10 protein-coding genes are annotated in these 12,980 nt (G+C 66.2%); 1 reads left to right on the forward strand and 9 read right to left on the reverse strand.

The genetic code is table 11. The annotated features are described in order from the left end of the window. Nucleotides 1-34: 34 nt before the first annotated feature. The 9 genes from LGN19_RS08465 to LGN19_RS08505 form a co-directional block, all read right to left on the reverse strand. Nucleotides 35-1,183 carry a hybrid-cluster NAD(P)-dependent oxidoreductase gene (locus LGN19_RS08465; protein WP_122947843.1) on the reverse strand — a complete coding sequence of 383 codons (1,149 nt, stop codon included), beginning with the start codon at nt 1,181-1,183 and terminating at the stop codon, nt 35-37. 30 nt (nt 1,184-1,213) lie between these two features. Continuing rightward, nucleotides 1,214-2,455 carry an aromatic ring-hydroxylating oxygenase subunit alpha gene (locus LGN19_RS08470; RefSeq protein ID WP_122947844.1) on the reverse strand — a complete coding sequence of 414 codons (1,242 nt, stop codon included), beginning with the start codon at nt 2,453-2,455 and terminating at the stop codon, nt 1,214-1,216. 52 nt (nt 2,456-2,507) lie between these two features. Beyond that, nucleotides 2,508-3,293 (reverse strand): electron transfer flavoprotein subunit beta/FixA family protein, encoded by a 786-nt coding sequence (locus LGN19_RS08475; protein WP_122947845.1) that lies wholly within the window; start codon nt 3,291-3,293, stop codon nt 2,508-2,510. Then, nucleotides 3,290-4,459: an electron transfer flavoprotein subunit alpha/FixB family protein gene (locus LGN19_RS08480; protein WP_226213958.1), complete on the reverse strand. Its 1,170-nt coding sequence runs from the start codon at nt 4,457-4,459 to the stop codon at nt 3,290-3,292. The genes LGN19_RS08475 and LGN19_RS08480 overlap by 4 nt, the downstream gene beginning before the upstream one ends. A gap of 4 nt (nt 4,460-4,463) precedes the next feature. Beyond that, on the reverse strand, nt 4,464-6,389 hold the full coding sequence (locus LGN19_RS08485; protein WP_226213959.1) for a (Fe-S)-binding protein: 1,926 nt from the start codon (nt 6,387-6,389) through the stop codon (nt 4,464-4,466). Nucleotides 6,390-6,392: 3 nt separating this feature from the next. After that, complete coding sequence (locus tag LGN19_RS08490; protein WP_043180448.1) at nt 6,393-8,456, reverse strand: NADH:flavin oxidoreductase; 2,064 nt, start codon at nt 8,454-8,456, stop codon at nt 6,393-6,395. A 76-nt stretch (nt 8,457-8,532) separates the two neighbouring features. Further along, nucleotides 8,533-9,066, reverse strand: a complete 534-nt coding sequence (locus LGN19_RS08495) for a DUF5943 domain-containing protein (protein WP_226213960.1) — start codon at nt 9,064-9,066, stop codon at nt 8,533-8,535. 139 nt (nt 9,067-9,205) lie between these two features. Further along, nucleotides 9,206-10,177, reverse strand: a complete 972-nt coding sequence (locus LGN19_RS08500; RefSeq protein WP_043180452.1) for a dipeptidase — start codon at nt 10,175-10,177, stop codon at nt 9,206-9,208. Nucleotides 10,178-10,208: 31 nt separating this feature from the next. Then, on the reverse strand, nt 10,209-11,483 hold the full coding sequence (locus LGN19_RS08505; RefSeq protein ID WP_043180455.1) for a serine hydroxymethyltransferase: 1,275 nt from the start codon (nt 11,481-11,483) through the stop codon (nt 10,209-10,211). 447 nt (nt 11,484-11,930) lie between these two features. Between LGN19_RS08505 and LGN19_RS08510 the strand changes: the two genes are divergently transcribed. Beyond that, on the forward strand, nt 11,931-12,956 hold the full coding sequence (locus LGN19_RS08510) for a GlxA family transcriptional regulator (RefSeq protein ID WP_174956038.1): 1,026 nt from the start codon (nt 11,931-11,933) through the stop codon (nt 12,954-12,956). The last annotated feature ends 24 nt before the right edge of the window (nt 12,957-12,980 follow it).

The following is a 12,980-nucleotide window of genomic DNA, read 5'->3' on the forward strand; positions in this document are numbered from 1 at the left end:
GCGACGCACCCGGACAACCGATGGCGTGATGCGACTACTTGTCGATCACGAGATCCGACAGCGGCTTGCTGCAGCACAACAGCACCATGCCCTGGTCGATCTCGCGCTGGCGGATGCCGCCGTTGTGCTTCATTTCAACCTGCCCCGACACGAGCTTCACCTTGCAGGTGCCGCACATGCCCTGCGTGCACGAGGCCGGCAGCCGCACGCCCGACTGGCGTGCCGCGTCGAGCACGTGCTGCTCCGAGCCGCACGAAATCTCGCGATTGCTCTTTGCGAAGCTGACCGTGTACTGCTTCGTGTCGGTGTCGGCGCCTTCGGCCGGCGGGGCGAGATCGGCGAGCAGTTCGTCGCTTGCAGTTTGCGCGAGCGTTTCGAACGAGAAGCTCTCCTCGTGATACTGCTTGCGATCGAAGCCGGCTTCGTCGAGCAGGTCGCGCACGGCCTTCATGTACGGCGCGGGGCCGCACGTGAAGATCTCGCGCTCCATGAAATCCGGTGCGATCAGCTTCAGCAACGGCAGCGTCAGGAAGCCCGTGACGCCTGGCCAGTTCGTCCGCGCACCCAGCCGCTCGACGACGAACGACGTGCGGAAGTTCGTGTGGTTCGACGCGATCAGGTCGAGCTCGCGCGCGAAGATGATGTCGTCCGGCGTGCGTGCGCTGTGCACGAACAGGATGTCGCGATCCTCCGCGAGATCATGGTGTGCGCGGCTCATCGACATCAGTGGCGTGACGCCCGAGCCGGCCGACAGGAACAGGTACTTGCGCGCCGGATGCCGTGCGCACGTGAACTCGCCGGCCGGGCCGAGCACGCGCACCGGTGCGCCCGGCTGCAGGTTGTCGTGCAGCCAGTTCGACACCTTGCCGCCCGGCACGCGCTTCACGGTGATCGACACCGTGTGCGGCCGCGCCGGCGACGACGAGATCGTGTAGCAGCGGTTGATCGTCTCGCCGTCGATGTCGAGCTCGAGCGTGAGGAACTGCCCGGGCTCGAACGAGAACGAACGGCCTTGCGGCGAACGGAAGAAGAAACTCTTCACGTCGTGCGTTTCCTGCCGCACGTGGCAGCACACCAGCGTTTCCTCGACGTCGCTCGTCCAGCGCTCGGGAAGGGCGTTCCAGAACGCCGGGTGCGTCACCCGGCTGTCCGTCGGCTCGAAGTTGGCCGCATCTCGCATCATGTCTAACTCCGCTTGTACGCTGCTGTACGCTTATTCGCCGGTTTTTTCGGCGAGCCGGCCGATGTACCAGGCCGAGAATTTTTCGACGAGACCTTCCGTGAACGGCGAATACGGGCCCGGCTCGTACGCGCTGCTGGTCGCGCCGCGCTGCGAGAATTCGACGAGCGCGCGATCCTGGTCGTTGGTCGCATTCCACACGGCCGTGAGGTTCTTCACGTCGTAGTCGATGCCTTCCTTCGCATCCTTGTGCACGAGCCACTTCGTGCGCACGAGCGTCTTGCCGGCCGACAGCGGGATCACCGAGAACGTCACGATGTGATCGCTCATGAAGTGGTGCCACGAGTTCGGCTGCGTCCAGAACGACAGCCCGCCGAGGTCCGCCTTGTCGAAGCCGCCAAGCAGCTTCTTCGACGCGACCTTCGCATCGAGCGTCTGCGATTCGCCGTGGCGATCGAGCGGCAGGCGCTGCGTGCGGAAACCCGTCACGTCGAGCAGCTTCTCGATCTCTTCGGACGGCAGGCCCATCTCGGCCCACTCCTTGCCGCGGCGCACGCATGTTTCAGCGAACGCGTCCATGCCTTCGGCGTTCGCGTCGGAGCGCTGGTAGCCGAAGCCGTATTCGTACAGCGAGATGGTGAGCTCCGGATGGTTCGCGACGCAGTGATAGCACTCGCGGTTGTTCTCCATCGTGAGCTTCCAGTTGCCTTCCTCGATGATGTCGACCTGCGCGGCGATCTTCGTGCTCGGCAGATCGTGCGGCAGCAGGTACGGCTCCATCTCGGCGCGCAACTGCGCGAAGTCGGCGGGCGGCTCGTCGGCGAGGCAGACGAAGATCAGGCCCGCGAGATTCTCGACGTGCACCGACTTCAGGCTGTGCTTGCAGCGGTCGAACTTCTCGCCCATGTGCTCGGCGAACATCAGCTGGCCCGTCAGGTTGTAGGTCCAGCTGTGGTACGGGCACACGATGTTGCCGACCGAGCCCTTGTCTTCGTTGCACAGGCGCGCGCCGCGGTGACGGCACACGTTGTGGAACGCGCGGATCGCCATGTCGTCGTCGCGCACGATCAGGATCGAATCGCTCCCCAGCTCCACGGTCACGTAGTCGCCCGGCTCCGGAATGTCCGGTTCGACCGCCACCTGGATCCAGTGCTGGCGGAAAATCGCCTCCATGTCGAGCGCGAAGATGTCCTCGCTCGTGTAGAACGGCGCTTCGAGGCTGTGCCCTTCCTTGCGCCGCTCGATCAATGCACGAATGTCTGCCGATACTTTCATCGTTTGCTCCGGATTCCTTGCATCCCTGGGTTCTTGCCGACAGGCATCAAAATCAGTAGTCGATGAGCTGATGCTCGCGCAAATACGCGAGGATCACTTGTGCTTTTTCGACCGAACTCCCTTCATTTACGACGTTGCCGCCACGGCTTTCGGTCGTCGTCGCGGACAGCATCCGGGCATGCCCGGAGCGCTTCTCGGCGGCGACCAGCTTTACGGGTTTACGCTCGATCGGGCCGACCTTCCACGCGGCCGCGTCGGCGTCCGCGCCGGGCGCCGCGAGCGCGGGCCGGATCGCGCCGGCACGCAGCCGCGCATACGCGTAGCGCGGCTCGGCATTGGCGAGCGGATGGACGGCGACGACAGCCGGCAGCGCCGCGTCGACGCGCCGCCGCAGCCCTTTCGGCAAAAATTGCCGGACCGCTGCGCGGCCGCCTTCGACCGTCACGTCGACGGCCGAGCCGACGAGCGGATAGCCGAGCGCCGCGGCGATGCGATACGGCAGCATCCCGGTGTCGTACGCGCCCTCGGCGCGCGTGCCGGTCAGCACGAGGTCGTAGTCTTCGACACGCGCGGCGAGCGCATGCACGGCATCGTCGCCGTCGCGGCAGGCCAGCACCTCGACCTCCCGTGCGCCGAGCGCGAGATATTCGGCAAGCGCCGCATTCGCGGGGTCGCCCGCATGGATCACGTCGAGCTTCGCGCGATGCCGCTCCGCGAGCTGGCGGCCGGTTTCGAGCGCGGCCGCGTCGTTGCGGCTATAGCGCGCGACGCCGCTGACCGGGTGGCGTCCGACGGACACGAGCACCGCGATGCGTTGCAACTGTCGGGGGGCGTTCATGCGGCAACTCCTTCCGGTTCACGGGTGCCGACCGCGGCCGGCGATTCGCCACGCGCGGCGCGCGCGGCCTGCACCTGTTCGATCAGCGCGGCGATCGTGCCCTGCGCGTCGCCGACCACCGTCAGGTTCGCGCGCTTCGCGATCGGCGCACTGCCGTCGAGGTTCACCGCGATCACGTGGCGGCAGTCCTTGATCCCCTGCAGGTGCTGCACCGCGCCCGAGATGCCGAACGCGATGTACACGCTCGCCTCGACCGTCTTGCCGGTGGCACCGACCTGCTTGTCGCGCGTGAAGTGACCGTTGTCGACCGCGACGCGGCTCGCGCCGATCGCCGCGCCGAACGCGCCGGCCAGCCGCTCGAACGCGCCGATGTCGGACACGCCGTTACCGGCCGACACGATGAAATCGGCTTCCTCGAGCGCCACCTGCGCCGCATCGATCTCGTCGAGGCCGAGATCGCGGTACGGCTGCGCGGCGTCGGGCGTCGGGCGGATGAAGTCGGCGGCGAGACGCTCACCCGCGCCGACGAACGGCAGCTTCGCGTCGACCGCGTTCTGCGCGAGCAGGATCACGTCGGGCAGCGCGCGGGTGGCAAACGCGCGCCCGGCCTGCGCATACGCGCCGACATGCTTGGCGTCGATCTCGACGACGTTCGTCGCGACGCTCGCGCCGGCGGCGGCCGCGTAACGCCGGCCGAGGTCCCCGTCGCCCGTCGCGTTGTCGGGCACGAACACGTGTTTCGGCGCGAGTGCCGCCACGCAGGCCTGCAATGCTTGCAACTCACTTTCAGGGTCGAACGCACGGCGATCGAAACCGGCGAGTTCAAGCAGCTTGTCGACGCCCAGTTCCGCCACGTCGTCCTTCAGTTCGCCGAACGCGAGCAGCGCGACTTCGGTCTGCCCATCGGCGAGCAGCGCGGCGGCGGCGATCGCCTGCCGCGAATGATCGTCGAGCGCGCCACGTTCGCTGTGCGCGACCACCAGCATCACGTGCTTCGGTTCCTGCACCGCGCGGCGTGGCTTCGCGGCCGCGGCGCCATGGCCGTGCGCGGACCAGTTCGCGGCGTTCGCGTCAGCACTGCCTGCCTCGCCGAGCGTGATGCGCTTCAGGCCAGCCGGCGTGATGATGAACGGCCGGCGCGGATCGATTCGTTTGATCGTATTCATCGATTCACTCCAGCGAGGCGGCAACGAGTTCGGCCACGTCGAGCACGTCGGGGCGCGGGCCCACGACGCCTTCGAGCATCGCCGTGCAGTTCGGGCAGGCAACCGCGACCACGTCCGCGCCGATCGTGCGCGCGTCGGCGATGCGGATGTCGGGAATGCGCTGCTTGCCGGGGATGTCGGTCAGCGGCGCACCGCCGCCACCGCCGCAGCAGCGGCCGCGCATGCCGTTGCGCTCCATCTCGACGACCTGGATGCCGATCGTCTTCAACAGCTTGCGCGGCGCTTCCGTCTCGCCGTTGTAGCGGCCGAGGTAGCACGGGTCGTGATACGTGGTGCGCTTCTCGCGCAGCGCTTCGACGGCCTTCGGTGCGATCTTGCCGCTCTCGGCCAGTTCGGCGAGGTAGGTCGTGTGATGCTTGACCGTCACGCGCAGCCCGAGCGCACGGTATTCGTTGCGCAGGCTGTGCATCACGTGCGGGTCGGCCGTCACGATCTGCTTGTACGACAGCGTGCCCAGCGTGCCGATCAGGCGCTTCGCCATCTGCTGGAACGTCGCTTCGTCGCCGAGCCGGCGTGCGACGTCGCCCGTGTCGGTTTCGGTCGAGCCGAGCACCGCATAGTCGACGCCCGCCTTGTTCAGCACCTTGACGAACGCGCGCAGCGTGCGCTGGTAACGCATGTCGAACGCGCCTTCACCCGCGACGAACAGCACGTCGACCGGCTTGCCGGGCTGCGCGACGGGCGCGCTCAGGTCGACCGACCAGTCGTAGCGCGCGGCCGTGTCGTAGCCGCCCATCGTGCCGGTTTCACGCAGGTTCGCGAGCACTTCCTGGCCCTTTCCCGGCACCGTGCCGTGCACGAGCGTGCGGTTGCGGCGCATGTCGACGATCGCGTCGACGTGCTCGATCAGCATCGGGCATTCCTGCACGCACGCGCGGCAGGTGGTGCACGACCACAGCGTCTGTTCTTCGATCAGGCCCGACACGATCGGGCCGTTCGGCTCGCCGCGATGCTGGCCGACCGCGAGGCCCGGCGACGGGCTGCCCGCGTACGCCGCATCGGTGCCGCCCGCCATCCCGACGACGAGATCCTGGATCAGCTTCTTCGGGTTCAGCGGCTGGCCCGACGCGAACGCGGGGCACGCGGCTTCGCACTTGCCGCACTGCACGCACGCATCGAAGCTCAGCAGCTGGTTCCAGCGGAATTCGACCGGCTTCTCGACGCCGTACTCCTGATGCTCGATGTCCGGCAGTTTCAGCGCGGTCGGCGGCGTGGCCGTACCGTTGCCCGTGAACGATTCGCGGGTGGCCGCGAAGCGCTCCTGGCGCGGGTGGAAGGCCAGGTGCAGGAGACCTGCGATCGCATGCTTCATCGGGCCGCCCTTCGCGGCACCGACCGTCATCGTGAAGGCACCGACACCGATCAGCACGGCGCAGAGCACCGCGAACGCGCCCGACATCGCGCCGGTCGGCACCAGCATGAACAGCACGAGGCCGAGCGCGAACGAGCCGAGCAGCCAGGGCAGCGTATTCCACGGGCCGCGCGACAGGCGGGCCGGCACGTCTTTCGCCGCGCGCCGGCGCCACACGAACACCGCACCGACCAGCATCGCGAGCGCCGCGAGGAAGATCAGCTTGTCGAGCCACGGCGAGTAGATCGCGAGGCCATAGTTGATGAACACCAGCGCGAGCGCGCCGATCGCGCCGCCGGCCGTCGCGACGTGCGTCTTCGCGATGTACGGATCGCGGGCGACCACGTGGTGCAGGTCGACGAAGTAACGCTTCGGAATCGCGAACAGGTTGGCGATCCCGAACGTGCCGGGCGCGGTGGCCCGGCCGAGACGCCAGTAGGACGAGCGCTTCGCGACCGCGAACGCGAGCCCCGCCACCGACAGCCACAACAGGGCGGTAATGAGGAAGGACGGGTTCATCGTTTAGAAATCCTTCACGAGACGCAGCGAGTCGTAGATCGCACCGTGGACGTTGTGCATCGAAATGCAGTCGCCGACACGGAACAGCAGGAAACGGCCGTTGCCGAGTTCTTCCGACAGGCACGGCTGCGGCTCGGCCGCGAACAGCGTGTGCGGATCGATCTGGCCGCGGTTCACCGATTCCGGCTTGAGCTTCCAGTACAGCTCGTCGTTCGGCGACGAACCGTTCTCGATCACCACCTGGTCGACCGCGCGCTCCTCCAGTTCTTCCGTGTACTCGTTGCGCAGCACGGCGATCAGCTTGCCGTCCTCTTCATAGACGCGATCGAGCATCGTGTTCGGCGTCGGGATCACGCCGAACGCATACAGGCGGCGATAGAAGATCGGGAACGTCGTGCCGCCGCAGTCGTCGGCCACCTTCACGTCGGGCGTGACGACCTCGACCTTCGAGCCGCGGCTCGCCATGAAGTCGGCCACGCCGGCGCCCGCATGCGTGCTCACGCCGTCGAACAGCAGCACGTTCTGCTTCGGCTCGACCTTGCCGGTCAGGATGTCCCACGAGCTGACAGCGAGGCCCTCGGCCACGCCCCAGCCCGGCACCTGCCACGTGAAGCTCGACCCGCCCGTCGCGAGCACGACGATGTCCGGCTTCTCGGCCATGATCATCTTCTCGTCGGCGGCCACGCCGAGACGGCGATCGACGCCCAGGCGCTTCGTTTCCATGTCGAACCAGCGGATGATCCCCGACATCTGTTCGCGTTGCGGCGCCTTCGCGGCGATCATCACCTGGCCGCCCACTTCGGCATTCTTCTCGAACAGCACCACGTCGTGGCCGCGCAGCTTCGCGACCCGCGCCGCTTCCAGGCCCGCGGGGCCCGCGCCGACCACCACGACCTTGCGCTTCGGGCCGCGCGATTTCTCGATGATGTGCGGCATCGTCGCTTCGCGCGACGTCGCCGCGTTCTGGATGCACAGCACGTCGAGGCCGTTGTACTGGCGGTCGATGCAGTAGTTCGCGCCGACGCACTGCTTGATTTCGTCTTCGCGGCCGTCGCGGATCTTGATCACCATGTGCGGATCGGCGATCTGCGCGCGCGTCATGCCGACCAGGTCGATCATGCCGGTCGCGAGCAGGCGCTCGGCCTGGCCCGCATCGCGGATGCTCTGCGCGTGCATCACCGGAATCTTCACGACCGACTTGATGCCGGCCGCGAGGTGCACGAACGGCTCCGGCGGCAACGCCATCGGCGGCATGCAGTTGGCGATCGTGTTGTGCGTATCGCCGCCCGAGCCGACCACGCTCAGGTAGTCGATCAGGCCCGTCTCCGACATCGCCTGCGCGATTTCCTTCAGCGCTTCGTGATCGAGGCCGTCTTCGTGGAATTCGTCGCCGCACATGCGCAGGCCGACGCAGAAATCCTTGCCGACCGCCTCACGCACGGCCGTCAGCACCTCGATACCGAAGCGCAGGCGGTTTTCGAGGCTGCCGCCCCATTCGTCGGTGCGGTGGTTCGAACGCTTGCTCCAGAACTGGTCGATCAGGTGCTGGTGCGCAGCCGAGATTTCGATGCCGTCCATGCCGGCCGCCTTCACGCGTTTCGCGGCTGCCGCGAAATCACCGATGATGCGGCGGATTTCCTCGATCTCGATGATCTTCGCGTTACCGCGGTGCACGGGTTCGCGCACGCCCGACGGCGACATCAGGTGCGGCCAGTGCTCGCCGTGGAACGACGAACGGCGGCCCATGTGCGTCGCCTGGATCATGATCTTCGCGCCGTGCTTGTGCATTGCATCGGCGAGGCGCGTGAGCGGATCGATGATCTTGTCGTTCGACAGGTTCACCGATTTCCACCAGCCCTGCGGGCTGTCGATCGATACCGGGCTCGACCCGCCACAGATCGCGAGGCCCACGCCGCCCTTCGCCTTTTCTTCGTAGTAGCGGATATAGCGGTCGCCCGGCAGGCCGCCCGGCTCGGCATACACCTCCGCATGCGCGGTGCTGACGATCCGGTTGCGCAGCGTCAGCTGGTTCAGCTGCATGGGTTTGAACAGGTGGGGATAACGCATCGCTGGCGACCTCTGGCGTTCGAATGTCTCGTGTTGCGGGTGTTGTTTTGTGTCGGTGATTCAGTGCATCAGGGCATCAGTGCGCGATCGGCGACACTTCGAACACGCAGTGATCGTGATGCTCGGCCGCACATTGCACTTCCTTCGATTGCGCACGCGGCGCGCCCTTGCCTTCCGGCGTCGTGTCGTTGACCCAGTCCATCGCGCCGGCGAACCAGCCCGCGAACATGTAGCAAAGCTTGCCTTCCTTGCCCGGCTGCTGGAGCACGAACGACGAGTGGCGCAGCTCGATCTTTGCGCGCGCGCTGACCGGATCGGCCTCGATGATCGAGAACAGGCCCCAGCCGCGCTGCGACAGGCGCTTCAGGTAGTGCTCGAATACCGCCATGCCGGTCAGGCCGTGCAACTTCGCTTCCTTGTCGCACCAGTGGTATGCGGACTTGTAACCGGCCTTGTAGAGAATCTCGGCATACGCTTCGACGCCGAGCGCTTCCTCGACGGCGACGTGGTTGTTCGTGAAGAAGTGGCGCGGCACGTACAGCATCGGCAGCGCGTCGGTGGTCCAGACGCCGGTATCGGGATCGACGTTGATCGGCAGTTGCGGTTGCATCGTGTGACTCCGTGAGGAAAGTGGCCGCGCGGCTCAGTGCGCAGGCGCGACATCGTCCGCGTGCCCGCGCGGCTTGCGCGGGCACGTCCCGATTTCTTTTAATGTTGAATCGCTGGCGGTGGTTCGGCGGTCGCGGCGCTTATGCGCCCCACACGTCCTTGAACACGCGCACCCAGTTCTCGCCCATGATCTTGCGGATACGCGACTCCTTCCAGCCGTGGCGTTCCATCGCGGCGGTCAGGTTCGGGAACTCGCCGATCGTGCGGATGCCGTCCGGGTTGATCACCTTGCCGAAGTTCGTCAGCTGGCGATAGCGGCCCTTGTCGTGCGTCAGCATGTCGAAGAATTCCTTCGCGAAATCCTGCGTGAAGTCCGTGCCGATGCCGACCGCGTCTTCGCCGATCAGGTTCACGACGTATTCGATCGCCTCGATGTAGTCGTCGATGTTCGCTTCGATCCCGCGCTTCAGGAACGGCGCAAACATCGTCACGCCGACGAAGCCGCCCGCATCGGCGATCTCCTTCAGTTGCTCGTCGCTCTTGTTGCGCGGATGCTCCTTCAGGCCCGACGGCAGGCAGTGCGAGTAGCACACCGGCTTCTTCGAGAACGCGATCGCTTCCGACGACGTGTTGCCGCCCACGTGCGACAGGTCGACCATGATCCCGACACGGTTCATCTCGGTGATCACTTCGCGGCCGAAGTCCGACAGCCCGCCGTCACGCTCGTAGCAACCGGTGCCGACCAGGTTCTGCGTGTTGTAGCAGAGCTGCACGACGCGCACGCCCATGTCGGCGAACGCTTCGATGTAGCCGAGGTTGTCCTCGAACGCATGCGCGTTCTGGAAGCCGAGGATCACGCCCGTCTTGTTTTCCTTCTTCGCGCGGAAGATGTCTTCCGTCGTGCGCACCAGCGTCAGCAGCTCGCCGTTGTCGCGGATCTTCTTCTTCATCACGCCGATGTTGTCGACGGTCTTCGTGAAGTTCTCCCACACCGACACCGTGCAGTTCGCGGCGGTGATGCCGCCCTTGCGCATGTCTTCGAACACCGGCTTCTCGAACTTCGAGATGTTCAGCCCGTCGATGATGATGCTGTCTTGATGCAGCGTGCTCATGTGTTGCTCCAGTATTGTCGGGACGGTGGGATCAATAGATCGGGAAGCGTTCGCACAACGCGAAGATCTCGCGGCGCACGCGCTGTTCGGTCGCGTGGTCGCCTTCCGGGTTCGCGCGCAGCGCGTCGAACACTTCCAGGATCAGGCGGCCCACTTCGCGGAATTCCGCGACGCCGAAGCCGCGCGTCGTGCCGGCCGGCGTACCGAGGCGGATGCCCGACGTGACGGTCGGCTTCTCGGTGTCGAACGGAATGCCGTTCTTGTTGCAGGTAATGCCAGCGCGTTCGAGCGCCTGCTCGACCGGCGCACCCTTCAGGCCCTTCGGGCGCAGGTCGACCAGCAGCAGGTGGTTGTCGGTGCCGCCCGTGACGAGATCGACGCCGCCCGCCTTCAGCACTTCGCCGAGCGCCTGCGCGTTCGCGAGCACGTTGTCGATGTAGGTCTTGAAGTCCGCATGCAGCACTTCGCCGAACGCGACGGCCTTGCCGGCGATCACGTGCATCAGCGGGCCGCCCTGCAGGCCGGGGAACACGGCCGAGTTGATCTTCTTCGCGATGTCCTCGTCGTTGGTCAGCACGAAGCCGCCGCGCGGGCCGCGCAGCGTCTTGTGGGTGGTCGACGTGACGACGTGCGCGTGCTCGACCGGGTTCGCGTGGCGGCCCGCGGCGATCACGCCGGCGATGTGCGCCATGTCGACCATCAGCTTCGCGCCGACGCTGTCGGCGATCGCGCGGAAGCGCGCGAAGTCGAGCGCGCGCGGGTATGCCGAGAAGCCGGCAATGATCAGGTTCGGCTTGTGCTCGTGCGCGAGTGCCTCGACCTGGTCGTAGTCGATCAGCATCGTGTCGCGGTTCACGCCGTACTGGACCGCGTTGAACCACTTGCCCGACAGCGCCGGCTTCGCGCCGTGCGTCAGGTGGCCGCCCGCGTCGAGCGACATGCCGAGCACCGTGTCGCCCGGCTTGGCCAGCGCGAGCATCACCGAGCCGTTCGCCTGCGCGCCCGAGTGCGGCTGCACGTTCGCATAGCCGGCGTTGAAGATCTGCTTGACGCGCTCGATTGCCAGCGCCTCGACTTCATCCGCGAACTCGCAGCCACCGTAGTAGCGCTTGCCGGGATAGCCTTCCGCGTACTTGTTGGTCAGCACCGAGCCCTGCGCCTCGAGCACGGCACGCGACACGATGTTTTCCGACGCGATCAGTTCGACCTGCGACTGCTGACGCTCGAGTTCCTTCAGGATGGCGCTGCGCACCGGCGCGTCGCGCTCGGCCAGGGGCTGCGAGAAGAAAGGCTGGGTGTTCGACATAGTGCGTCCGTGACGAAGAATAAGGGGCTGAAACCGAAGCTCAAGGCCCGCCCTGCCTGGGTTTCCCGCTTGCCCAGTGCAAGGCTGCCGACGGCTCTATTCTTGTCGTTCGGATTTTCGGCGGATTGATGAATTTAGACGCGTTCTTTGCCTTTTCCGCCATCCGCGTCCGTTTTATACAAGTGACCGGTCGTGCTTTTTCGGATGACCAAGCAAACCGCCGTCGGCAGTTCACCTATGAACAGGCACGCCAGCGGTGCGATTGCCGCCCGGTCGGGGTGCAACGCGTCCCGGATACGGTGCAGTGCAGCATGCCGCTTTCGGCCAGACAACGTATGGATCTAGGGTTTAGCCGTATGGCACGCTTGTTGCGCTGGCTCACACAATATCGCAGCCCGTCCGTGCCCCCCGGGCGTAAAGCTATTAGAGATTCAAGGAACACCCCCCATGTCGCCCGACCGCACAGCGTCGCTGTCCCACTTCGCGTTCATGCCCTTGCCGAATTTCACGATGATCGCGTTCACCAATGCGATCGAGGTGCTTCGGATGGCGAACTACCTGAGCGGCCAGCCGCTCTACCGCTGGTCGGTCATCAGCCCGGACGGCGGCCCGGTCACCGCGAGCAACGGCCTGACGGTCGACACGGGCCCGGCCGAATGCGTGGGGCAACCGGACATCGTGTTCGTGTGCGGCGGCGTCGACGTGCAGCGCGCGACCACGCCCGCCCATCTGTCGACGCTGCGCCGCTTCGCGCGCGCGGGTATCCCGCTCGGCAGCCTGTGCACGGGCACCTATGCGCTCGCGAAGTCGGGGCTGCTCGCGGGCTACGCGTGCGCGATCCACTGGGAGAACATGTCGGCGCTGAAGGAAGAGTTTCCGGACACGCGCTTCCTGAAGGAACTGTTCGTGATCGACCGCGACCGCATCACGTGCACGGGCGGCGTCGCGCCGCTCGACATGATGCTGAACCTGATCGCCGCGCGCGTGGGCACCGCGCGCGTCACGCAGATCGCCGAGCAGTTCATCGTCGAACACGTGCGCGACACGAGCGCGCAGCAACGCATGCCGCTCGTCGCGCGCCTCGGCTCCGCGAACAAGTCGCTGTTCGAAGTGATCTCGCTGATGGAGAACAACATCGAGGAGCCGCTGTCGCGCGAGGAGCTCGCGCGGCTCGCGAACATGTCGCAGCGGCAACTGCAGCGCCTGTTCCGCGAACACCTCGGGATGACGCCGACGCACTATTACCTGACGCTGCGGCTGCGCCGCGCGCGCGAACTATTGCTGCAGACCGACATGTCGATCATGCACATCACGATGGCATGCGGCTTCCAGTCGGCGTGCCATTTCAGCAAGAGCTATCGCGACGCGTTCGGCGTCGCGCCGACCCGCGAGCGCCGCAAGCAGGTCGCGCCGCTTGCGCAGGGCACGGCGAGCGCCGGCCCCGCGTTTCCGGCGCATGTGCTGCATGCGTGACGCGCACCGCGACTGACCCATGAA

The organism is Burkholderia sp. AU30198 (assembly GCF_020419825.1).
GTDB lineage: Bacteria > Pseudomonadota > Gammaproteobacteria > Burkholderiales > Burkholderiaceae > Burkholderia.